The sequence below is a fragment of the Streptomyces sp. NPDC051320 genome, assembly GCF_040682175.1.
Classification (GTDB): Bacteria; Actinomycetota; Actinomycetes; order Streptomycetales; family Streptomycetaceae; genus Streptomyces.
Genome location: NZ_JBFBAL010000006.1, coordinates 128,200 through 150,120, shown reverse-complemented (window position 1 = coordinate 150,120; position 21,921 = coordinate 128,200). Strand labels below are relative to the sequence as shown.

General features: G+C 68.4%; 18 protein-coding genes and 1 riboswitch. Of the genes, 9 read left to right on the top strand and 9 right to left on the bottom strand.

The features are described from left to right. Positions 1-166 precede the first annotated feature (166 nt). The 4 genes from AB0M87_RS15470 (at position 167) to AB0M87_RS15455 (ending at position 2,760) form a co-directional block, all read left to right on the top strand. Positions 167-676 (top strand): FBP domain-containing protein, encoded by a 510-nt coding sequence (locus AB0M87_RS15470; RefSeq protein ID WP_365852940.1) that lies wholly within the window; start codon positions 167-169, stop codon positions 674-676. 177 nt (positions 677-853) lie between these two features. Then, entirely contained in the window at positions 854-1,342 is a 489-nt protein-coding gene (locus tag AB0M87_RS15465; RefSeq protein WP_365853415.1) for a spore-associated protein A, read from the top strand. Positions 1,343-1,502: 160 nt separating this feature from the next. After that, positions 1,503-1,703, top strand: a complete 201-nt coding sequence (locus AB0M87_RS15460) for a hypothetical protein (RefSeq protein WP_365852938.1) — start codon at positions 1,503-1,505, stop codon at positions 1,701-1,703. A 199-nt stretch (positions 1,704-1,902) separates the two neighbouring features. Then, positions 1,903-2,760: a hypothetical protein gene (locus tag AB0M87_RS15455; protein ID WP_365853413.1), complete on the top strand. Its 858-nt coding sequence runs from the start codon at positions 1,903-1,905 to the stop codon at positions 2,758-2,760. A gap of 18 nt (positions 2,761-2,778) precedes the next feature. Here AB0M87_RS15455 and AB0M87_RS15450 read toward each other — a convergent pair whose 3' ends face one another. The 3 genes from AB0M87_RS15450 to AB0M87_RS15440 all read right to left on the bottom strand — a co-directional run bounded on the left by AB0M87_RS15450 (position 2,779) and on the right by AB0M87_RS15440 (position 6,011). Further along, entirely contained in the window at positions 2,779-4,041 is a 1,263-nt protein-coding gene (locus AB0M87_RS15450; protein WP_365852936.1) for a glycoside hydrolase family 3 N-terminal domain-containing protein, read from the bottom strand. Positions 4,042-4,324: 283 nt separating this feature from the next. After that, on the bottom strand, positions 4,325-5,542 hold the full coding sequence (locus tag AB0M87_RS15445) for a cation:proton antiporter (protein ID WP_365852934.1): 1,218 nt from the start codon (positions 5,540-5,542) through the stop codon (positions 4,325-4,327). 46 nt (positions 5,543-5,588) lie between these two features. Beyond that, positions 5,589-6,011 (bottom strand): metalloregulator ArsR/SmtB family transcription factor, encoded by a 423-nt coding sequence (locus AB0M87_RS15440; RefSeq protein ID WP_365852932.1) that lies wholly within the window; start codon positions 6,009-6,011, stop codon positions 5,589-5,591. 94 nt (positions 6,012-6,105) lie between these two features. Here AB0M87_RS15440 and AB0M87_RS15435 point away from each other — a divergent pair, with 94 nt between their 5' ends. From AB0M87_RS15435 to AB0M87_RS15425, 3 genes are all read left to right on the top strand, one after another. Further along, on the top strand, positions 6,106-8,148 hold the full coding sequence (locus tag AB0M87_RS15435) for a heavy metal translocating P-type ATPase (protein ID WP_365852930.1): 2,043 nt from the start codon (positions 6,106-6,108) through the stop codon (positions 8,146-8,148). Positions 8,149-8,317: 169 nt separating this feature from the next. Beyond that, complete coding sequence (locus AB0M87_RS15430) at positions 8,318-8,740, top strand: FCD domain-containing protein (RefSeq protein WP_365852928.1); 423 nt, start codon at positions 8,318-8,320, stop codon at positions 8,738-8,740. 479 nt (positions 8,741-9,219) lie between these two features. Next, positions 9,220-9,409: riboswitch (cyclic di-AMP (ydaO/yuaA leader) on the top strand. Between the two features lie 4 nt (positions 9,410-9,413). Continuing rightward, positions 9,414-10,196, top strand: a complete 783-nt coding sequence (locus AB0M87_RS15425; protein WP_365852926.1) for a LysM peptidoglycan-binding domain-containing protein — start codon at positions 9,414-9,416, stop codon at positions 10,194-10,196. Positions 10,197-10,254: 58 nt separating this feature from the next. On the opposite strand, the gene AB0M87_RS15420 is transcribed toward AB0M87_RS15425, so the two are convergent. From AB0M87_RS15420 to AB0M87_RS15395, 6 genes are all read right to left on the bottom strand, one after another. Further along, positions 10,255-10,875 carry an L-threonylcarbamoyladenylate synthase gene (locus tag AB0M87_RS15420; protein WP_365852924.1) on the bottom strand — a complete coding sequence of 207 codons (621 nt, stop codon included), beginning with the start codon at positions 10,873-10,875 and terminating at the stop codon, positions 10,255-10,257. A 9-nt stretch (positions 10,876-10,884) separates the two neighbouring features. Continuing rightward, on the bottom strand, positions 10,885-11,349 hold the full coding sequence (locus AB0M87_RS15415) for a nuclear transport factor 2 family protein (protein WP_365852922.1): 465 nt from the start codon (positions 11,347-11,349) through the stop codon (positions 10,885-10,887). 46 nt (positions 11,350-11,395) lie between these two features. Further along, on the bottom strand, positions 11,396-14,593 hold the full coding sequence (locus AB0M87_RS15410) for an FAD-linked oxidase C-terminal domain-containing protein (RefSeq protein WP_365852920.1): 3,198 nt from the start codon (positions 14,591-14,593) through the stop codon (positions 11,396-11,398). 38 nt (positions 14,594-14,631) lie between these two features. Continuing rightward, positions 14,632-15,756 (bottom strand): enolase C-terminal domain-like protein, encoded by a 1,125-nt coding sequence (locus tag AB0M87_RS15405; protein ID WP_365852918.1) that lies wholly within the window; start codon positions 15,754-15,756, stop codon positions 14,632-14,634. 88 nt (positions 15,757-15,844) lie between these two features. Then, entirely contained in the window at positions 15,845-17,650 is a 1,806-nt protein-coding gene (locus AB0M87_RS15400) for a thiamine pyrophosphate-requiring protein (protein ID WP_365852916.1), read from the bottom strand. Between the two features lie 113 nt (positions 17,651-17,763). Continuing rightward, positions 17,764-18,642, bottom strand: a complete 879-nt coding sequence (locus tag AB0M87_RS15395; RefSeq protein ID WP_365852914.1) for a DMT family transporter — start codon at positions 18,640-18,642, stop codon at positions 17,764-17,766. A gap of 819 nt (positions 18,643-19,461) precedes the next feature. Between AB0M87_RS15395 and AB0M87_RS15390 the strand changes: the two genes are divergently transcribed. Together AB0M87_RS15390 and AB0M87_RS15385 are read left to right on the top strand one after the other, a co-directional pair. After that, positions 19,462-20,361, top strand: coding sequence for a DMT family transporter (locus AB0M87_RS15390; RefSeq protein ID WP_365852912.1), 900 nt, complete (start codon positions 19,462-19,464; stop codon positions 20,359-20,361). Between the two features lie 13 nt (positions 20,362-20,374). Beyond that, positions 20,375-21,919, top strand: coding sequence for an MFS transporter (locus tag AB0M87_RS15385; protein WP_365852910.1), 1,545 nt, complete (start codon positions 20,375-20,377; stop codon positions 21,917-21,919). The last annotated feature ends 2 nt before the right edge of the window (positions 21,920-21,921 follow it).

The window sequence follows — 21,921 nt, the reverse complement described above, 5'->3', positions numbered from 1 at the left end:
TCCGCGGAAGGGGGTGCCCGATGGGCATATCTGCATATAACACCGGCCGCGGCTTCGTTGCCGGTACCGACTCGCCCCCGGGCCCGGTCCGCGGTCCGTGTCGCTGACCGGGGCCGCGTTCGAAAACCGGCTGCTCTTCTCCCGGTATCCCGGTACGGTCCATTGCGTGGAGCCGCTCAGTGACAAAGAGATCCGGTCGTCGTTCGTGAACTGCACGAAGGGCGAGGCCGGCCGACTCCGGCTTCCGCTGGATTTCGCAGAGTTGCCGTGGCCTGATCTTGACTTTCTCGGCTGGGTCGACCCGGGAGCTCCGCTGCGCGCGCACGTCGTGGTCCCACGGGAATCCGGTCCCCTCGGCATCACGCTGCGCGTTCCGGGCGTCACCAGTGCCAGCGCCGTACGGACCAGCCTCTGCCAGATCTGCCTGACCAGTCATGCGTCGTCCGGCGTGAATCTCCTCGCGGCTCCCCTCGCGGGCAAGCCGGGGAGGGACGGCAACTCGGTGGGTATCTACTTCTGTGCGGATCTCGCCTGCCCGCTCTACGTGCGCGGTAAGCGGCAGCCCAAGCTGCGACTCGGCCGTTATGAGGAGAGCCTCACCGTGGACGAGAAGGTGGCACGCGCCATGGCCAATCTGGATGCCTTCATCGCCAGGGTCACAGCGCCCGCCGGCTGAGCATCGCCGGGCCGGCGGTTCCCGCTCTGCTCGAGTTGTCCCGGTTCTGTAACGGCGCGTGAGCGTACAACCTCCCTGCGGTGATATCGGTCGTACTGGATGTGGTGTTGACCAACGCCACATCTCGTACATCGCAGAAGATCGGGGACACCTGTGAAACTCAATCGCCGGATCGCCATGGCCGGAACCGCCGTGGCCACTCTCGTCGGGGCCACAGTGGCGCTCGCGCCCTCCGCGGGTGCCAGTGAGACCGCAGCCGGGGCCGCGGCCGGGACCGCAGCCACCCGTCCGGTTTCGGCCGCCAGGACTACGAGCGTTGCCACGGCGGCGGCCTACAACGGGGCCTGCGGCAGCGGCTACCGTGTGGTCAACTCGGCGCAGATCGGCACGCCGAACTCGCTCGGCACGGTGTACTTGACGTACAGCTCGGCCACCGGCGACAACTGTGTGGTGACCGTCCGCAACGCACCGGGCAAGGCGGTGCCCATGGTCGCCGAACTCTCCAATACCTCCACGGGAAAGAGGGTCCTCGACAGTGGCAACTACACCACCTACGCCGGCCCGGTGTACCTCCATGCGGCCGGCTACTGCGTGAACTGGTACGGCGTCATCTCCGGCATCTCCGCCGGAAAGATCGGTACGAACTGCGGCGCGATCGCGCGCTGAGTACCACCTGCCGGGCCGGCGCCGACCGTCGGCCCGGCAGGCCCCCGCGCCGGGCCTGTGCTGTCCCAGGACCGGACCGCTGTAGGCCGACCGGGTCCGAAGTGGGGCCGTGCACGGCGCGGAGTCGCCGTACCGAGATGAAAATATGGAAAGTAGCACCGTGATCGATGTCATGTTTGTGATCTTCGGTGTGGTGGGCGCGGCGCTCCTGATTCAGGCCGTCTGGGACCTGGGGCGTACCCGGTACGAGGGCGAGGACGTGACCATGGTGGAGGCGAGAGCCGTTGCCATGGCGGCGGCCGGATCGCTCTGCGCTCTGGTGGGCGTCACCGCCGCCCTGGTCATCGCTGCGGTGGCTTAGGCCGGCGCAGGCCGGAAACGCGCGGTTCACGTGTGGCCCACCGGGGCACTGCCCTCGGTGGATACTGCGCTCCGTACGAAAGTGTTGCGTACGCTCTTTGCCCGCACCGGGTATTCCCATACGAAACCGCTTCGTACGCCTGGGGGAGCGCCCATCGGCACAACGGGCTCTCCCGTACAGTCCCTGTGTGCTTCCTGGGATGATCTGCGCACTCGCTTCTGCTGTTTGCTTCGGCACCGCCTCCGTGTTTCAGGCTGCCGCGACGCTTGCTTCCACCCCCGGGTCAGGCTCGGGTCTCGACGCGGCGCTGCTGCTGCGCGCGCTCCGTCAGTGGCGCTACATCCTCGGCCTCGGACTCGACGGGCTCGGATTCGTCCTCCAGATCATCGCCCTGCGATCGATCCCGATCTACGCGGTCGGAGCCGCCCTCGCCGCCAGCCTCGCCGTCACCGCGGTCGTCGCCGCTCGGGTACTGGGCGTGCGCCTCAGCCGTACCGAATGGGGCGCGGTCGGGGTCGTCTGCGCCGGACTCGGAATGCTGGGGCTCTCCTCCGGGGCAGAGGGTGACACCGCCGGCTCGACGGCACTTCGCTGGTCGATGCTGGGTATCGCGGTGGCTGTTCTTCTCGTCGGCGCGGTGGCGGGCAGCCTCCCCGGCAGAAGCCGTGCCCTGATCCTCGGCCTCGGCGCGGGGTTCGGTTTCGGCGTGGTCGAAGTGGCGGTCCGGCTCATCGACTCGGCCGACCTCGTCAATCCGGCGCTGTACGCCCTGCTCATCGGCGGTGGCGCGGGGTTCCTGCTGCTCACGTCGGCCCTGCAACGCGGCTCGGTGACCACGGCCACAGCGGGCATGGTGATCGGCGAGACGATCGGCCCGGCACTGGTGGGTGTGGTGTGGCTCGGCGACCGGACACGGGGCGGCCTGGAGTGGCCGGCCATCGCGGGTTTTGCGGTAGCAGTGGCGGGCGCCCTCGCTCTGGCCCGTTTCGGTGAGGCAACGGCTGCGCCGGACGAGGGCAGGGATTCCGCGGCCCGGGCGGTCGGCGCCACGCCGTGAGGCCGTCCGCCGCGCGGGTCAGCTCGGGCAGCTGAGCAGCCCCGCGGCAGCCTTGGCAGCGAGCACCCGCCGCACGCTTGCGTCCATGCTCTTCCGGAAGGCCGCATCGCTCTTCACCTTGGCGAGGACGGCTGCCGTCATCGCGTTCACCGTGGACGGGTCGACGGTGAGCACCATGTCCCCGCCGGAGGAGAGGAAATTGGTGGCCCGACGGCCGGCCGGGACCGACTGGACCGCTACGGCTTTGCCCATGTCGTCGGAGATGACGACTCCGTGGAACCCGACGTTGTCGCGCAGCAGGGTCTGCAGCACCTTGGGGGAGAAGACAGCCAGTTGGTGCGAATCGATCTTGGTGTAGGTGACCAGGGCGATCATGACGAACCGCGCGCCGGCCCGGATGCCCGCACGGTACGTGTCGATGAACTCGCCGTCGGCCGTCGTCACGTCGTCGGTGACATTGGCCGAGAAGTCCGTGTTGCCGCGTACATGGCCCAGACTGGGGAAGTGCTTGAGGGTGGTGAGCACGCCGGCCTTGCCCATGCCCCGTACGAATGCCGAGGACTGCCGGGCCACGGTGGCGGGGGCGTGGCCGTACTCCCGGGAGAGGACACCGATCGGCTGGTTGACCGACGTCTGGTCGGCGGGTACCACGTCGACGACCGGGGCGAGGTTCAGACCGACGCCCGCCCCCTTCAACTGATGTCCCCACTGCGTGGCGTCCTGCTGCAGCTGCGCGGTCGGCCGGCTCCCCTGGGTGACCGCGCTGGGCATGGTGGAGAAGCCCGGGCCGGCGAGCACCTGGATCTGACCGCCTTCCTGGTCGGCCGATACGAGCATGCCGACCTGGGTTCCGGCCACCTTCGGGGCGGTGGACTGCACACGTTGGGTGACGGTTTTGACGCCGTCCGCGCCCTTGGTCGTATGCCCCATCAGGATGACCGATCCGACGTGGTTGCGGCGCAGGACGTCCAGCTCCGTGGCGGTCGGCCCCGAGCTGCTGACCGCGGACATGAACAGTTGGCCGACGCGCTGAGCGGTCGTCATGCCCGCCAGCACCCGACTGACGCAGCTGCCGCCGGTCGCCGCGGTGCCGGACGGAGATTCAGCGGCCGTCGAGTCGGCTCCCGTGGGGGACGGCGAGCGTTCGGAGGTGGCGGTCGACCGGGTCGATCCACTGCTGCTGCCACCGGCACTGCCGCCACCGCCGCATGCGGTTGCGGTGATCGCTGTCCCCAGCAGCAGAACGATCAGACGTGACTTCAATCCTGCGGCGCGGGACACCGGCGTTCCTCCTCGTGCTCGGCGAAGCTCTGACGGTTCTTCACCATGGTCCATTGGATCTCGACAGCGCCATCCTCCCGACAGAACGCTGATCCCGCAGAACCGCCCCCCGGTGCCCAGGGCCCCGACCGGCAGCCGGCCCGCCGCTTCCGGGCCCGCCGCTGCCCGGCGAACGAGGGTGGCGGACGGAACCCACTGCTCACGACGGGGGAATCAACGGACCCGCCCCTACTGCGCCGGCCGGGTGAACGTCGCCGGGATCAATCAGGACGCCGGGCCCACGTCAGCCGGTGGCAGCGGCCGGCCGGGCGTTCGTCGAGCGCTCGTAGAAGCGGCCGATCGGCTCGGAACTCAGCCCGTGCAGCACGATGCTGAGCATGACCGTCATCGTCATGACCCGGGCGATGAAATCACCCTCCCGAGCGGGCAGGTCGATGACCGCGAGCGACCCGAACACGATGGATGTCACTCCTCGCGGTCCCAGCCAGCCCAGAAAGAGCTTGTCCGTGAGCTTCATCCCCGTCCCGATGAGGGCCAGCAGGATCGGGACCATACGGACCAGCGTGACGGCGACCAGAGCGTAGAGGATCACCGACAGCTGGAACCCGTCCCAGAACTCGTCGTTGACGATTTGTCCGAAGAGGAACCACAGCGCGATGGTCATCAGGGTGACCAGGTCGTCGGTCATCGTGACCGCGCTTTCCGGGAGCCGCCGTGCCGCGGGCGCGAAGCACACTCCCGCGACGAAGGAGGCGATGAATCCGTTACCGCCCAGCGCGCCCGACAGGGTGTACGCGGCCACCGGAACGGTGAGCACTCCCAGTCGCATCGCCGAGGATCGGGTCCAGCCGTGCGACCACGACTGGCGTAGCAGCCATCCGGCCGCATAGCCGACGACCAGACCGGTGGCGATGGCCCACGTGGCCGCGCCGAGCGCATCGAGCAGAGCCTCCTCGTAGTGCGCGCCGGCGCCGTGCGCTTCGACACTGGCGGCGATGCAGAGCAGGAAGACCGGCGAGATGACACCGTCGTTGAGGCCCCCTTCGACGTTGAGGACTTCCCGCAGCCGCGCCGGAATCCTGCGGTCACGGACTACGCCTGCGGTGGGTGCCAGGTCGAGGGGGACGACGACCGTGGCCAGCACCGCGAGGATCCAGCCCGGCTGGTCCGGAAAGAAGGCGAGAGCGGTCAGGAACGCCGCGCACAGGGTGAGCGGCAGTGCGCCGCCGAGCAGGCGCAAGACAATGCTCTTCTCCCTGCCCAGGATTCCCCCCGGGACTTCGATGGCGTCGACGAAGAGCAACAAAGCCAGGATGACCTCGACCATGTGCTCGAAGGCGCCCGTGTCCAGGTCGAAGCGGAGCGGCGGGTCGGAGCCATGGGTCAGCGCGATGCCCGCTGCCATCATGGCAATCGGTGCGGTGATGCTCCACCGTGACAGCCGATGCGAGAGAAGCGTCCAGACAAACAGAATCCCGGCGATGACCGCGACGGCAAGCATGGCACCCTGCTCTCCGGGCTGTGCATTCCTCGAGCTCGAGCAGAGTTTAGGTTTGCGGCGGGGTGAGTTTCGGGAGGAACGCGCTTCGCCGCGACGGCGATCTCTGCTCATCGGCGGCGGCATCAGTCAGTCCGAGACGCAGGTGTTCCACGTGGTAGAGGGCCTGGTCGAGCAGCTCGGCGACGTGGTGGTCGTACAGCGCGTACACGATCGAACGGCCTCGTCGCTCGCCGGTGACCAGCCCGAGGTTGCGCAGCAGACGGAGTTGGTGGGAGCAAGCGGACGGTTCCATGTCGACGGCCTCGGCGAGGTCACCCACCGCACACGGGCCTTCCTGCAGACGGGCCAGGATCCGCAGACGGGACGGTGTGGCGAGGGCCTGGAGCGTTGCCGCGACGTCGGAGGTCCCCACGGCGTCCAGACGTTCGCGGGCGGTGGCAGCGCTCCTGTCGTCCGCTCGATGACCCATAGGACTCATCCTACCTGGCACATGTGAAGACCTGTTCAGGTGTTCCTGTACGGTGGTGATGTTACGTTCCCTGCCCGTGAAAGGTCGATTTGTCATGCCTTCTGCTCTCAGCCGGCGTCCCGGTCGGGCAGTGTCCACCGCGTCCGGGGTACCGAGGCGGCGGACGCGGGTGTTCGCGCTGGCGGAGGCCCGTTGGGCGGGAACCGCGCTGTTGCTGTTCCTGATCGCGCTGCCGCTCCAGCTGACCGGGGGCCCGGCCTGGTCCTGGGGGGCGCTGTACGCGCTCGTCTACCTCACCGGGGGCTGGGAGCCGTCCTGGTCGGGAGTACAGGCCCTGCGGGCGAAGGTCCTCGACGTGGACGTGCTGATGATCGTGGCCGCGCTCGGGGCAGCCGCGATCGGGGAGGTGACGGACGGTGCGCTGCTGATCGTGATCTTCGCGACCTCCGGCGCTCTGGAAGCGCTGGCCACCGCCCGTACTCAGGACGCCGTGCGGGGGTTGCTCGACCTCGCCCCCACCACGGCCACCCGCCTGACCACGGACGGCCGCGAGGAAACGGTCCGCACCGAGGACCTCTCGGTCGGCGACACCGTGCTCATCCGGCCCGGCGAACGCGTCGGGGCGGACGCCCGGGTCCTGGACGGGGCGAGCGAGGTCGACCAGGCGACCATCACCGGCGAGCCGCTGCCGGCGGTGAAAGGGGCCGGGGACGAGGTCTTCGCCGGGACGCTGAACGGCACCGGGGCGCTGCGGGTCGTCGTCGAGCGGGACGCATCCGACTCGGTGATCGCACGGATCGTCGCCATGGTGGAGGAGGCTTCCGGGACCAAGGCACCGAGCCAGCTCTTCATCGAGAAGGTCGAGCAGCGGTATTCGCTCGGCATGGTCGCCGCGACCCTGGCCGTGTTCCTGGTACCGCTGGGGTTCGGCGCCGACGTGACCAGCAGTCTGCTGCGGTCGATGACGTTCATGATCGTCGCATCCCCGTGTGCGGTCGTGCTGGCCACGATGCCGCCCCTGCTCTCGGCGATCGCCAACGCCGGACGCCATGGTGTCCTGGTGAAGTCGGCCGTGGTCATGGAACGCATCGGCCAGGTCGATGCAGTGGCACTGGACAAGACGGGCACGCTCACCGAAGGAACACCCCGCGTCACGGACATCCGTCCCCTGGGCGGTAGCGGCCTCGGCGAGAACGGCTTGCTGGCCCTGGCGGCGGCCGCCGAGCACTTCAGCGAACACCCGCTCGCCCGCGCCGTTCTCGACGCCGCCCGGGACCGTCGCCTGGACCTGCCCGTCGCCGAAGACTTCGTGTCTGCCCCGGGCGTCGGGGTCAGAGCCACCGTGCACGGCCGCAGCATCGCGGTCAGCGCGCCCGCCCGGCTGCTGCGGGGCGCACCGGATCCGGCAGCCGACCGGGCCCGCGAGGTGGCACAAGCGCTGGAGGAAGGCGGCCGAACGGCCCTCCTCGTACACCGCGACGGCGCGCCGGTCGGGGTGCTGGGCATCGCAGACCGGCTGCGCCCGGGCGCAGCCGCGACGGTCGCGTCCCTCGCCGCGCTCACCGTCGGCCCGCCCCTCCTGGTGACCGGGGACAACCCCCGCGCGGCCGCCCGCCTCGCGGCCGAGGCCGGTATCACCGACGTCCGTGCCGGGTTGCTGCCCGAGGACAAGGTCGCCGCGGTCCGCTCCGTGCAGAAGGCAGGACGCAAGGTGCTGGTGGTCGGGGACGGCGTCAACGACGCCCCCGCGCTCGCCGCCGCGCACGTCGGTATCGCCATGGGACGCGCCGGATCCGACCTCGCGCTGGAAACCGCCGACGTCGTCATCGTCCGCGACGAACTCGCCACGGTACCCACCGTGGTCGCACTGTCGCGCGCGGCGCGGCGGCTGGTGGTGCAGAACCTGTTCATCGCCGGGGTGTTCATCTCCGGCCTGGTCGTCTGGGACCTGCTGGGGCACCTGCCGCTCCCGCTCGGCGTCCTCGGCCACGAGGGCTCCACCGTCATCGTCGGCCTCAACGGTCTGCGCCTGCTGCGGGACGCCGCCTGGCACCGCGCAGCCACCCCGGCCTGTCGAACTCCCACAGCCGTCACCCACAGCCGCCATGATGAGCAGAACGCCGCCTCCATGGCATAGGTCGCGCCGGCGCTGTACTCACGCTGCACGTCGCGGAGATACGCCGCAGATCCGGTACCTTCGTCGGCTCGCTTTCCCTCCGCCCTTCGAGGAAGGTCTCGCTTTCCGGGCCGCGGCGGACCACCGCAGCGGAGAAGCAAGCCTGTACGAACTCATATAGGTTCGCGAGGTGTTGGAGACCGGCCTGATCGAGGGCGTCGCGGCGTCGGCGCGGGCCGAGGACCTCCGGGCGCTGCGCGCACGCGTGGCCGCCATGGAACGCGAGGCGGGCGAGGGACGGCCCGGTCCACGGACCGGGCCCTTCCATCCGGCGCTGTACCGCTCCTTCGGCAATCTCCTCCTCAGCGAGATCCTCGACGCCTTCTGGGCTGCCATGGACCAGGTGCGTGACGATGTCGGCGACGCCCAGCAGGACCCGGCCGTGACCCTCGCCCATCACCGGGAGATCGTCGGTGCCATAGCCGCCGCCGATGGGCCTCGCGCGGCCTCCGCGATGCGTGCGCATTTCTCTGGAATCAGAGACCGGATGGCACCGGGATCCGTCTCTCGTCGGCCTCGTAGGCAGCCCGATCGCTCCGCTCTGCTGAATTAGCCGACAACGCCGACGTGTTGAGTCGGACAACGGAATTCTCACCGACAAACGGCCGTTCCTGAAAGAGCTCTTGACCCATAGTCGGCTGATTCCGTCGACATGTTCAGTCGCAAAGGGAAGCGATGAGTTGTCTTCGGACAGTCGCGCTTCTGGTATGCGCAGGCGAACGGTAAACATGGCCGAAATGGGCGATTTGACTGTCTCATTCTATAAGTACCCATGCAGTGTAATGCGTCAATTTGTCATTCTCTGCGCGTGCTTGATGCCTCCGGATCTTGTCCCGTCTGTGAAGTGAGTCACGCCCGGGTGAGTAGCTCGGCACCTGCTTCTCTGCTCACTTCGCCTGCCGGATAGGAAAGTTGAGTCCCAAAGCAGTGGGGGAGTGGCCGGACATTTCCTTGGTCGAATTCGCAAACGACATGCCGATGTCATTTCCGGACTTGTTTCATCCGGACGTTCTCGTTTACGTTCTCGTCACCCCGGACGGAACGCCGAATCCTGCCACTGTCCGGAAACCGCACTCACCCACTCACGCACGGCAGGAGCGGGGGACCCAGGTAAGTTCGCCGATCGCAGTACAGGATCGGCTCGGGGTGAAGTCGCATTCGTGCGACCGGGCTTCTCCAGCCCGAACCCGACAGCTCACCTCGTAGGCGACGGAGAGGAATTCGTCATGGCTGCAAAGGCCAAGCACCGTCGTCCGAAGAGCAACCCGCTTGCCCGGCGTCTCGTCGCTGTGGGCACCGGCAGCGCCGCGCTCGCACTCCCGCTCGTGGCGGCTACCACTGCGGAAGCGGCACCGGTCGCTCACCACGCCACCGCCGAATCGGCGCGGGCGACTACCGCTGCCCACAAGGACACCCCCGAGACCTACTCCGTGGTTGCCGGCGACTCGCTCTTCAAGATCGCACGTGCCCACTCCCTGAGTGGCGGCTGGCAGAAGCTCTACCGGGACAACCGACAGGCCATCGGCGACGACCCGTCGCTGATTCAGCCCGGTCTCACCTTGACGCTCGGCGCCAAGGCCGAGAAGTCGAAGTCCACGGACGCCCAGGGGGCCGCGTCGACCACCGCGGACAAGTCAGCGCAGAGCACTGCGAGCACGAGTGCCGCCCCCGCGTCCGCCAAGACGTACTCCGACAACCTGGACGGCTGGATCCGGGAGTCGCTGGACGTCATGGCCGCGAAGGGTATCCCCGGCACCTACGACGGTATTCACCGCAACATCATGCGTGAGTCCTCGGGCAACCCGCAGGCGATCAACAACTACGACTCCAACGCGGCCGCCGGAACCCCGTCCAAGGGACTGCTGCAGGTCATCGCTCCCACGTTCCAGGCCTACCACGTGGCGGGCACGTCGATGGACATCTACGACCCGGTCGCCAACATCACCGCCGCATGCAACTACGCTGCCGCGATGTACGGCTCGATCGACAACGTGAACGGCCCGTACTGAGCGGACCGTCATACCTCTGGCGGCGAACGCACGGTGGGGCGGGAGGGCGCCGACCCGGTCACTCGAACCGGTCGGTGTCGCCCGCCCCCCGGCGTACGATCTCCAGCTCGCCGCCGGAGAAGTCGATGACCGTGGTCGGCTCGGTGCCGCAGTCGCCCGAGTCGATCACGGCGTCCACCACGTGGTCGAGCCGTTCCTTGATCTCCCAGCCCTGGGTCAGCGGCTCCTCCTCGTCGGGCAGCAGGAGGGTGCTGGAGAGCAGCGGTTCGCCGAGCTCGGCGACCAGGGCCTGGGCGACCGGGTGGTCCGGGATCCGGACACCCACCGTCTTCTTCTTGGGGTGCAGCAACTGACGCGGCACCTCCCTCGTCGCGGGCAGGATGAAGGTGTAACTGCCGGGCGTCGCTGCCTTGATCGCGCGGAACACATCGTTGTCGACGTGCACGAACTGACCCAGTTGCGCGAAGTTCTGGCACACCAGCGTGAAGTGGTGACGGTCGTCGAGGTTCCGGATCGACCGGATCCGGCTGATGCCGTCACGACTGCCCAGCTGGCATCCCAGTGCGTAACAGGAGTCCGTCGGATACGCGACGAGCGCACCGGATCGGATGCTTTCGGCCACCGTGCTGATGGTGCGCCGCTGGGGATTCTCGGGGTGCACGTCGAAGTACTTCGCCATCCACCGAGTCTAAGGCCCGTTGCGTCCTTGTCCGAATGAAGACGTGCCCGCTCCGAGCCCCGGCCTGTTCGTGCGAGCATCGTCCGCCGACGCGTCGGCCCGGACCTTGAGGTAGGCGATCGTGTCGCCTATCGCGGTGATGAGGAGCCGGCTGCGACCGTTGTGGTGGGCGCTGCTGATCCGGGCCTCGACGACGGTGTCACCGGGGAGTCCGCACACCGGCCGCGAGTCGGTGGCGGTCAGCGTTCCGTGCGGCAGGAGGAACTCCTCTTCTGCCCACTGGGTGATGGCTTGCAGGCCTTTGATGCGCCGCCCCGCGTCGGTGATCACACTCGTCGCGGAGAAGCAGCTCAACAGCTGGGCGAGATCTCCGGTATTGATCGCCTTGAGAAAGGTGTCCACCACCGATACGGGTGTGCTCTCCCTGCTCGGTGGGTCGGTCGGCTGCGTCTGAGTCTCCGTTGAGGCGCTCATGTCCCACGAGTGCCCGCAACCACCATCATCCACACATATGGTCGTATCAGCTGCCCGGCCGGGCGGATCGCCACCCTGAGCTGCGCGTACCTCGGGCCGCGCGGCGGCCCGTCCACAGCAGTACCGCTCCCAGCAGCGCCGGCAGAGCGGTGCGCGTCACGCGGACCGCCGCCGGCGGGGAGGGGCGGCGGCTCGCGTGACGCGATCGCTGCTTCCGGTCGTCGGTGCGGCGGGTCTCGTTCTCCCGAGCGATCCGCATGACCTCGGCGGTGTGCAGCGCCTTGCGCTTGGTGCCGGCATGCTGGATCTGCGTCTTGCAGGAGAAGCCGTCGGCGACGACGAGTGTGTCGCTGTCGGCCTTGCGTACGGCGGGGAGCAGGGCTTGTTCGCCGCAGTCCATGGAGATCTCGTACTTGCCGTCCTCGAACCCCCACGAGCCGGCCAGCCCGCAGCAGCCGCCCTTGAGGTTGTCGACGTCGAGCCCCATGTCCTGCAGGAGTTCCTGTTCGGCCGTCATCCCGCCGGTCGCCCGCTGATGGCAATGGCCCCACAGCAGGGCGTTGCCCTCGAGTTTCGGGGGCCGGATGTCGTGTGCGCGGAAGAACTCCGCGAAGTGGTAGGAGTTGCGGGCCAACCGGGCGGCATCGTCGTCGTGCGGCAGCATCTTGCTCAGTTCGTCCTTGAAGACGGCCAGGCAACTGGGCTCCATGCCGACGACCGGCGTGCCGGCGCGGACATGCTCGCGCAGCGTGTCGATGACGTTGTGCAGGTAGCGTTCGGCGGCGTCCAGGAAGCCGTAGTCGTACAGTGGCCGACCACAGCAGAGGTGTCCCTCCGGCATGATCACCTGCCAGCCTGCGGCTTCGATGGCTTCCACACAGGCGACCCCCACCTCGGTGTGGAAGTGGTTGTTGAAGGTGTCCGGGAAGAGCACCACCGGTCGACCGCCGGGATTGACCGTGCCGCCACGGCGCTGGAACCACTGTTGAAGCGTCATGGGGGCGAAGCGCGGCAGTGGTCGACGTCGGTCGATGCCGGCCGCCACTTTGGCGAGGCGGGAAAGACCCGGAGTGTGCGTGACGAAGTTGGCGATCTCGGGAAGCCGGGAAGCGATGCGCGCCGCCTGGTCGATGAAGCCGAACGCGTAGGCGTGGCGCGGACGCCAGCGGCGCAGTGATTGGTAATGGTGGTGCAGGAACTCCGACTTGTAGGTGGGCATGTCGACGTTGACCGGGCAGTCATTGGTGCATCCCTTGCAGGCGAGGCACAGGTCGAGGGATTCGGCGACTTCCTTCGACTGCCAGCCGTCGGTGATCACATCGCCCTGCAGCATCTCGAAGAGCATCCGGGCCCGCCCCCGGGTGGTGTGCTTCTCCTCGCGGGTCACCTGGTAGCTGGGGCACATCGTGGTCTGTGCGTCGGGGACGCGGCACTTGCCGACGCCGACGCACCGCAGGGTCGCGTGGGCGAAGTCGCCCTTGTCCTCCGGATAGGCGAACTTCAGCTGCGTGCGCGGTGGGTTGTAGTCGGTGCCCAGCTTGAGGTCTTCGTCCAGCCGGTACGCATCGATCACCTTGCCGGGATTCATCTTTCCCTGCGGGTCCCAGATCCGCTTGAACTCACGCATGGCCGTCATGAGTTCCGTGCCGTACTGCTTCTCCAGAAGTTCCGCTCGCTGCTGACCGTCACCGTGCTCGCCGGACAGCGAGCCACCCATGCCGGCGACGAGGTCGGCGGCGTCCTCCATGAAGGCGCGATAGGTGGCCAGGCCGTCGGCGTGGCGAAGGTCGAAGCTGAGCCGGGAGTGAATGCAGCCCTGCCCGAAGTGGCCGTACATCGCCCCGGTGATGGAGTGCTTGTCCATGACCTTGCGCAGCGCCTTGATGTATTCGCCGATCCTGCTCGGCGGTACCGCCGAGTCCTCCCAGCCGGGCCAGTGATCCTGCCCGTCCGGTGGGAACGCGGTGGATCCCAGACCGCCTTCCCTGATGGCCCACAGATCGCCGCTGTTGCCGCCCTCCTGGGCGCTCCTGGCCATGACGACCCGGTCGCGCGCATACCCCTTCTCGTTGGTCAGCCACTCCATGAAGGCTTCCGCCCGGGACACGGACTCCTCGGCGGAGTCTGCTCCGAACTGGACCAGCAGCCATGCTGCGCCGCCCAGGCGGGGCAGCTCCTCGATGTCGTCGACATGCATGTCCTGCAGCTGCTGGTCCCGGATCAGCTCATGGTCGAGCCCTTCCAGACCGATCGGCCGGAAACGCTCGATGATCTCCTCGCAGTGCTCGGCCGCGTCGGCCAGCTCGTCGTACTCCACCACGACGAGGGTGCGCTGCAGCATGGCCGGCGTGAGCATCAGCACCGCCTGCAGCGCGGTGGCACAGGTACTTTCGGTGCCGACCAGGGCGCGCGCCACGTTGAAACCCTTCTCGGGCAGCAACTCGTCCAGGTTGTAGCCCGACACCCGACGCGGCATCTCCTCGACCGACCGGTAGCCCTCCCTGATGACGTCGGCGTACCGGTCACGCAATTCGCGCAGAGCCGCGTAGATCTCCCCTTTGCGGCCACCGTCCGCGATGATCCGGTCGAGCTGCTCCTCCTCGTTGACGCCCACCCAGAACCGCTCACCTTCGTAGGTGACGATCTCGAGCGCGTGCACGTTGTCGGAGGTGCGCGGGCCCGGTCCGTAGAGCTGGGACTGCACGGAGTGGATACCGCAGGAGTTGTTGCCGAGGTTCCCGCCGATCACGCACCGCGAATGGGAGGACGGGTCGGGGCCGAAGACCAGATTCCGCTGACCGGTGTGCCGGTTGAGCTCCTCGTTGATGACTCCGGGCTGACAGGTCACCACGCGGGCGGCAGGATCGAACTCCCCGATGGCGGTCAGGTACTTGGAGTGGTCGATGACCACCGCGTAGTTCACCGTCTCACCGGAGAGGCTGGTGCCGCCGCCGCGGTTCAGGATCGGCGCGCCGAACTCGTGGCAGATCCGGTGGACCGCCACCACGTCATCCAGCGTGCGGGGGATGACCACACCGATCGGCACCTGACGGTAATTGGACGAGTCCTGGGCATACAGCGCTTTGGTGCCGTTGTCGAAACGCACCTCGCCCCGCACGGCTTTGCGCAGCGCACGCTCCAGCTTCCCCACCGCGATGGTGTCGCGGGCCCGCGGGGGACCGGCGAGGCCGGGGTCCGTCTTGGCCGGAACCTGTTGCGTCGCTCGCCGCGGTGTACTCGACATGTCCGTAAGTCCCTCTCGAAGATGACGTTCTGCCATGTTCAGGCCGGTCGGCGGCCGTGGACGCGGTACCGCTCCGCGTCCGTCCACTTCACCTCCAGCCCGAGACCGGGCCTGCCGGTATCGGGCCGTAGCGCGCCCCCGACGGGGGAGAGCGTGCCGTCGAGGACCATCCGCTCCACCCGCACGTGATCGTGGAAGTACTCCAGGTGGCGCAGTCGGTCGACCGCGCAGAAGGCATGCGCGGAGACCGCGGGGGCGCAGTGCGCGGAGAGATCGATCAGGTGAGCCGCGGACAGCCCCGAGACGTGCAGCAGGCCGGTGATACCGCCGCACCGGGTGACGTCCGCCTGGAGGCAGTCCACTGCTCGGGCCTCGATCAGATTGACGAAGTCCCGCAGCACGAAGGCATACTCGCCGGCCGTGACCTCCAGCCCTCCCGGCCCCTGCTCACGCACCAACCGCAGGCCCTCGAAGTCGGCGGAGCTCACCGGCTCCTCGAACCAGGTCACCCCCCACTCCTCGGCGAAACGCCGGGACCAGTAGAGCGCCTGCTTCGCCGTCAGAGCCCCGTTGGCATCGGTGAAAAGCTCCGGCCCGTCGCCGATCGCCCGGCGTACCGCAGACAGCCGTGCGGGATCTTCGTCCGGTCGGCGGGACGTCTTGAGCTTGACCCGTCCGATGCCCTGCTCGACCCAGCCGGAGAGCTGATCGGCGAGCCGCTCCGGGGGGTAGTTCGTGAAACCTCCGCTCCCGTACACCGGTACCTCGTCGTGGAAGGCGGGCAGGACGGCGGTCAGCGGCTGTTCCAGCAACCTGGCCTTGAGATCCCACAGCGCCACGTCCACCGCCGAGACCGCCATGGCGCCGACGCCGGGCCGCCCCGCGTTACGGATGCCGGCGAACATGCGGTGCCAGAGCGCGGGAGGGGACAGCGCGCAGCTCCCCAGAGCGGTGGAAGCCAGCTTCGACTCGATGAAGGAGGCCACCGAGACGTCCCCGTAGGTGTAACCGATCCCGGTGGTACTCCCGCTGCGCACTTCGACCAGCACCATGGTGGTGGAGTCCCACCCCAGCGTCCCGTCCTGCTCCACACCGTCCGGCCCGTCCGTCGGTACCTCGAAGGCGTGCACGTTCACCGCATCGATCGTCCGCTCGACGCCCACAGTCGCTCCCTTCCCGCTGCGCCCCGCCACGGGTGACGGAGGCTCTTCCGGGGTGTCCGGAACAGCGGGAAGTAAACGCGACCGGGTGTCACTCCTCGTTTCCGCGCCCGGGGAGACGTTCGGCGAACTCCGTCAGCTTCTGCCGCATCCCACGGGCTGCGATGCCGACCTTCTCGGGGTCGTGGACTGCCGCCTTGGCGGCCTTCTTGCCCTGCTCCAGCATGATGTGCGGCGGGATGGGGGCGATCTCCTGGTCGACCTTGAACTCCAGTACCACCGGCCGATCGGAGGCCAGTGCCTCTTCCCAGGCCTTGCCGACCTTCTTCGGCTGGTCGCAGTAGATGCCCTTCAGCCCCAGCAGCTCGGCGTAGCGGGCGTAGGGCACGTCCGGAATGTACTGCGAGCCGGGGTACTTGGGGTCGCCGGCCATCGCTCGTTGTTCCCAGGTGACCTGATTGAGGTCCTGGTTGTTGAAGATGCAGAAGATGAACGGCGGGCTTCCAGCGAGCCGGTCGAGATACCGCTTGACGGTGATCATCTCGTTCATGCCGTTCATCTGGAAGGCGCCGTCGCCGACGAACGCGATGACGGGGCGGTCCGGATAGGCGAACCGTGCGGCGATCGCGTACGGCACGCCGGGGCCCATGGTGGCGAGGGTCCCGGAGAGAGAGGCCCGCATGCCGTCGCGCAGCTTGAGGTGCCGGGCCCACCAGTTGGTGCCGGAGCCGGAGTCCGCGGTGACGATGGCGCCGTCGGGAAGCAGCGGAGAGAGCTCACTGGCCACCGCCTGCGGGTTGATGGTGTTGCCGAAGTGCTGGTCGGCGCGGCGTTCGCAGACGTCGTTCCACTCCCGCACGTCCTTCTCGATCTTCTCGCGCCAACTGCGGTCCTCCTTGCGCCGCAGGTGGGGGATCAGAGCGTGCAGGGTCTCCTTGGAGTCACCGATGAGGTGGGCCTCCATGGGGTAGCGGATGCCGATCATGCGACCGTCGATGTCGATCTCGACGCCCCGGGCCTGGCCCTCGTCGGGAAGCCACTCGGCATAGGGGAAGCTGCTGCCGATCATGAGAAGGGTGTCGCACTCCTGGATCATGTTGTCGGATGCCTTGGTGCCCAGCAGCCCGATCGGTCCGGTGACGAACGGCAGATCGTCCGGCAGTACCTCCCGCCCGAGCAGCGCCTTGGCCACGCCCGCTCCCAGCAGTTCGGCGACCTCGATGACCTCGGACTGGGCCTTGGCGGCGCCCTGGCCGACGAGAATGGCGACCTTGCTGCCCTCATTGAGGACGCTCGCCGCCCGGCGCAGCTCGTCCTCGTTGGGCAGCACCCGCGGCTGACTCCAGCCGACGCTGGAGAACACCGAACCGTGTGCCTTGGGCGGGGACGGCTGGGCCTCTTCTTCCTGGATGTCTTCGGGGACGATCACCGTGGCGACCCCGCGGGTGGACAGTGCCGTCTTGAAGGCGCGGTCCACGACATGCCGTGCCTGCCCGGGATGTACGACCATCTCGCAGAACTCGGAGACGTCCGCGAAGAGCCGGTCCAGATGGATCTCCTGCTGGTAGTGCGATCCCAGGCAGAGCCGCTTCTGCTGGCCCACGATCGCCACCACCGGCTGGTGGTCGAGTTTGGCGTCGTAGAGCCCGTTGAGCAGATGCACTGCCCCTGGTCCCGACGTAGCAGTACAGCAGCCGACCTCGCCGGTGAACTTGGCGTGGGCACAGGCCATGAACGCGGCCATTTCCTCATGCCGGGTCTGGATGAACTCAGGGTTGCCCTCGGCCCGGTCGTACGCGCCGAGGAACCCGTTGATGCCGTCACCCGGATAGCCGTACACGCGCTTCACGCCCCATTCGCTGAGACGCTGGAGGATGAAGTCGGCAACCTTTGGCATGGCCTCTCCCATTCATGGTTCACAGGAACAGAACCGGCAGAACCGGTAGAACTTCCTCCGAGTTACCCGGACGCGACGGCGCAAACAAAACCGCTGTCCCAGGGACGGTGTGGTCAGCTCTCCTCGGCATGGTCGGGCGGGGGAGCCTCGGAGCCGGGCATGGCCGGGTGGCGCGCGAGCACGTAGACGCCGGTGACCACCGAGATCAGCCCGATGGTCTGCCAGGCCAGGGCGACGGGATCGGTACGCAGCCGGTCTCCGAGGAAGCCGATGCCGCAGACGATTCCGGCAAGCGGTTCGGCGGCCGTGAGCGCGGGCAGGGACATGCGCAGCGGGCCCCCTTCGAAGGCGCTCTGAACCAGCATCAGGCCGGTGACGGCAAGGGCGACGACCGCGTACGGTTCCCAGCTCGTCAGCAGGCCGGACACCCCCGAACGATGCACGATCTGGCTGGACACCCGGGTGAGGGCGTCCTGCAGTCCGTACAGAGTTCCGGCGGCGGCAGCCAGCAAGGGAGGTTCCTCGAAGAACGGCAGATGGCGGGCGATGATGACGAGTACGACGGCCAGCCCGGTGAGGAGGCCGATGACGAGCCAGTGCCGCAGCGGGCCGACCAGCGCGGAACTGCCGGTGGGCCGCCCTGCGATGATGAAGGCGGCCACCCCGCCGCTGAGCAGCAGTACGCCGGCCCAACCGGACCCGCCCAGACTCTGACCGCTCGTTCTGCGGGCGAGCGCCATGGCGAACAGCAGGTTGGTGGCGAGCAGCGGTTCCACCTTGGAGAGGTCTCCCTTGCTCAGGGCGACGGCGCTGAGGATCTGACCGGCCACCATGCAGCCGATACCGCCCAGCCACAGCGGGACGTGTACCAGATCCCACAGCAGACGGAAGGAGAGGGCATCGCTGACGGGTGCCTGTTCGGCGGCGTGCTGCTGCAGCACGAAGCCGAGACCGAGCAGGCAGGCGGAGATCAGTCCGAAGAGGTAGACCACGGAAACCCGTCCTCCCGTCGGTCGGTGGTATGAGCAGGATCCTGCTCACCATCCCACCGGGGTACCTCGGGAAGCGGTATCGGGGCCTTGCCATTTCAGGAAGAGCACCATGACGTCGTCCCGCGGTTGGTCGCGTGGTCTCGCTCAGGGTGTCGTTCCGTCAGCGGGCGTTGCGGCAGGCGGCCCGCCGGCTCCAGCGCGACGCTGATCGTCACCTGTCCGCCGCCGGCGAAGGCCCGTGGCGGCATCCACTGCGGCTCCGCGGCCACCGGCATCGGCCGTGTTCCCGAACCGGACAGGGCTGCTGTTGCCGTGCCATGCCCTGACGGGCACCGAGCAGTCCGGTGGACATGCGTTCAAGGTCGGACACCGCGTTCACCATGGCCACCGGCCAGGCCTCGTAGGAACGTCCAGGTCAGACGGTGGGAGTCGCGACCGTCAGTCGTGCCGCTCGGAACGCTCGCCCTTGGGCCCGTAACCACGCTCGGTGCGCGGCCCCTGCTCTGCCACTGCGGGTCCTCCTGCAGCGAATCGTTGGCTGTCTCGTTCGCCTGCTGGTCGGGGGTCCCGCTGTCTTCGGCCTCCTTGCGGAGACGAGCGCGGCGTGCGTCGTACTTCTTGCTGCCGGGTTCAGGCACCGTTCTCACCTGCCTATGGGTCCGCTCTGCGGGTATGTGGTGTGGTTCGGAGTACCCTTCGCCCGGGCAGGGCACGCATCAGGTCCGGCTCAGATATGCGTTTTTGGCGCAGCGCGTGTTACGTCGGGTTCTCGCCCTCTCTCTCGTAGGCTCGCAGCAGCCCACACCCCAGGAGCGGTTCTTGCTGAGTGTTCTGCTCGCCGTGCTGGCCGCTGTCGCCAATGCGGCGGCCTCGGTCCTCCAGCGCAAGGCGGCGCGGGACCGGCCGGAGAGCGAGAACCTGAGTTGGCGGCTGCTCCTGTCTCTGCTGCACCGGCCGGTATGGTTCGCCGGAATCCTGTCCGTCATCGCCGGTTTCCTCCTGCAGGCGGTCGCGCTGAGCAATGGCCGCCTCTCGGTGGTGGAACCGGTGCTGGTGCTGGAACTTCCCGTGACTCTGCTCCTGTCCGCGCTGGTGTTCCGAAGCCGGCTGGGCGTACGTGAGTGGGGCGCTTCGGCGGCGATGGCTGCCGGCCTGGCCGGACTGCTGTACTTCTTGTCGCCGTCCGAGGGCTCCAGCGCCGACGTCTCCGGACCGCTGTGGGCGCTGGCCTCCTGCGTCAACCTGCTGCTGGTCGGCGCCCTCGTGTGGTGGGCCCGGACGACACCGCCCGGCGCGCGCAGAGCAGCGCTGCTGGGTGTGGCGACCGGGTGCGGCTTCGGGTTCACCGCTGCCCTCATCAAAGGCATGACGCGGACGTACTCACAGGGCATCGCCACCCTGTTCACCAGCTGGCAGGTCTACGCCATGATCGTGGCCGGCGCCGGAGCGATGTTCCTGCTGCAGTCGGCGATGCAGGCCGGCCGCCTGCTGGCCACGCAGCCCGGACTGACCATGGCGGATCCGGTCGTCTCCATCCTGTGGGGCGTCCTCGTCTTCGACGAGGAGGTACGCGGTGGGCTGTTCATCATCCTGTCGGTCGTGGCCGCCGCCGTCGTGGCGGCCGCGGTCATCGTGCTGACCCGCTCCCCGCTGCTCGCCGGTGAGGCCGGCCGGCAGGAGGAGACCCCCGGGGGCACCGGAGAAGCAGGGAACCCATGAACGCGGCTCCGTCGTGAGCGGGCGCCCCCCCGAGAACCCGCCGGCCCGCGAAAACCGGCTGACCCTCAGGAACCGGCTGAGGGAAAAGGTGCACCGCGCTCTCGGCGGGGCGGCGCGTACCAGAGCCGTCCTGGTCCTCGGTGCCATCCTCGGGCTGGACGGGGCGGACAAGGGCGCGGTCTCCACCATGGCCGGCCCGCTCAAGCACGCCTTCGGCATCAACAACACCGAGATCGGTCTGCTCCTCACCGTGGTCTCCCTGGTGGGAGCGGCCTGCACCATTCCGGTGGGAATCCTCACCGACCGGGTGCGCCGCACCCGTCTGCTCGCGGCCAGTACCGCGCTGTGGGTGGCGGCCACCGCCATGTCCGCCATGGCCCCGTCGTACCTGTGGCTGCTGGTCGCGCGGGCGGCCCTGGGCGCCGTCTCCGCCACGGCGGGTCCCACCGTCGCCTCGTTGATCGGGGACTTCTTCCCGGTACGGGACCGCGCCCGGATGTACGGGGCGGTCCTCGGCGGCGAACTGCTGGGCACCGGTCTGGGCTTCGCGGTCTCCGGCATCGTAGGGTCCGCGCTCGGCTGGCGGTTCGCCTTCTGGTGGCTGGTGATCCCCGGCCTGCTCCTGGTCTGGGCGGTCGCGCGGCTCCCTGAGCCGGCCCGCGGCGGGCAGGGCCACATCCAGCCGGGACAGGAACGCATCCAGGACGAACGGGAGATCACCGCCGACCGGTCGCAGCCGAACGGCGCTTCGTCCGACGATCCCGGCGACGGTGGCGGGCCACCGGAGCGGGGCGCAGCCGAGTTGGCCGTGGAGCGCAGTGGTGTGCAGCCGGACGAGCGGTTGGTGCTCCGTTCCGACCCGCGCAAGCTATCGCTGTGGAGAACCGTCGGGTACGTCCTGCGGGTCCGTACCAATCTGGTGCTGATCATCGCTTCCGCGCTCGGCTACTTCTTCTTCGCCGGGCTGCGCTCCTTCGCCACCCTGTTCATGACCCACCACTACGGGGTGAGCACGTCGGTCGCCAGTTCCCTGGTACTGGTAGTGGGGATCGGGGCCCTGGCCGGCGTGCTCCTCGGCGGCCGGGTCGCCGACCGGCTGCTGAGCCGGGACCGGGCCAACGCCCGGGTGCTGGTACCCACGGTGTGTCTGCTCGCCCTTCCCCTGCTGGTGGCCCCCGCCCTCTACAGCACGTCTCTGCTCGTCGCGCTGCCGCTCCTGATCTGCGGCACCGCTCTGCTCGGTGCGGCGAACCCGCCACTGGACGCCGCCCGGCTGGACATCATCCCCCCGCTGATGTGGGGCCGGGCGGAGGGAGTCCGGACGCTGCTGCGCACCGTGGGGGAGGCGGCGGCGCCCACCCTGTTCGGTTGGGTGTCGACGCAGGTGTTCGGCGGTCCCGACGGGCTGGAGTACACGTTTCTGCTCGCCCTCGTCCCGCTGATCGCCGCGGGTCTGCTGGGCTTGGCAGCACTGCGTACCTACCCGCGCGACGTCGCCACCGCGGACGCTTCCGCCCGGGCTATCGCGGCGCGGACGGACCCACAGACAAAGAGGTGACA

What these genes read in the sequence shown, in the direction of transcription:
- AB0M87_RS15465 (WP_365853415.1), top strand. Translation starts at nt 854, where the DNA reads ATGGCCGGAACCGCCGTGGCCACTCTCGTCGGGGCCACAGTGGCGCTC.
- AB0M87_RS15455 (WP_365853413.1), top strand. Translation starts at nt 1,903, where the DNA reads ATGATCTGCGCACTCGCTTCTGCTGTTTGCTTCGGCACCGCCTCCGTG.
- AB0M87_RS15445 (WP_365852934.1), bottom strand. Translation starts at nt 5,542, where the DNA reads ATGCTTGCCGTCGCGGTCATCGCCGGGATTCTGTTTGTCTGGACGCTT.
- AB0M87_RS15440 (WP_365852932.1), bottom strand. Translation starts at nt 6,011, where the DNA reads ATGGGTCATCGAGCGGACGACAGGAGCGCTGCCACCGCCCGCGAACGT.
- AB0M87_RS15435 (WP_365852930.1), top strand. Translation starts at nt 6,106, where the DNA reads ATGCCTTCTGCTCTCAGCCGGCGTCCCGGTCGGGCAGTGTCCACCGCG.
- AB0M87_RS15425 (WP_365852926.1), top strand. Translation starts at nt 9,414, where the DNA reads ATGGCTGCAAAGGCCAAGCACCGTCGTCCGAAGAGCAACCCGCTTGCC.
- AB0M87_RS15420 (WP_365852924.1), bottom strand. Translation starts at nt 10,875, where the DNA reads ATGGCGAAGTACTTCGACGTGCACCCCGAGAATCCCCAGCGGCGCACC.
- AB0M87_RS15415 (WP_365852922.1), bottom strand. Translation starts at nt 11,349, where the DNA reads ATGAGCGCCTCAACGGAGACTCAGACGCAGCCGACCGACCCACCGAGC.
- AB0M87_RS15410 (WP_365852920.1), bottom strand. Translation starts at nt 14,593, where the DNA reads ATGTCGAGTACACCGCGGCGAGCGACGCAACAGGTTCCGGCCAAGACG.
- AB0M87_RS15400 (WP_365852916.1), bottom strand. Translation starts at nt 17,650, where the DNA reads ATGCCAAAGGTTGCCGACTTCATCCTCCAGCGTCTCAGCGAATGGGGC.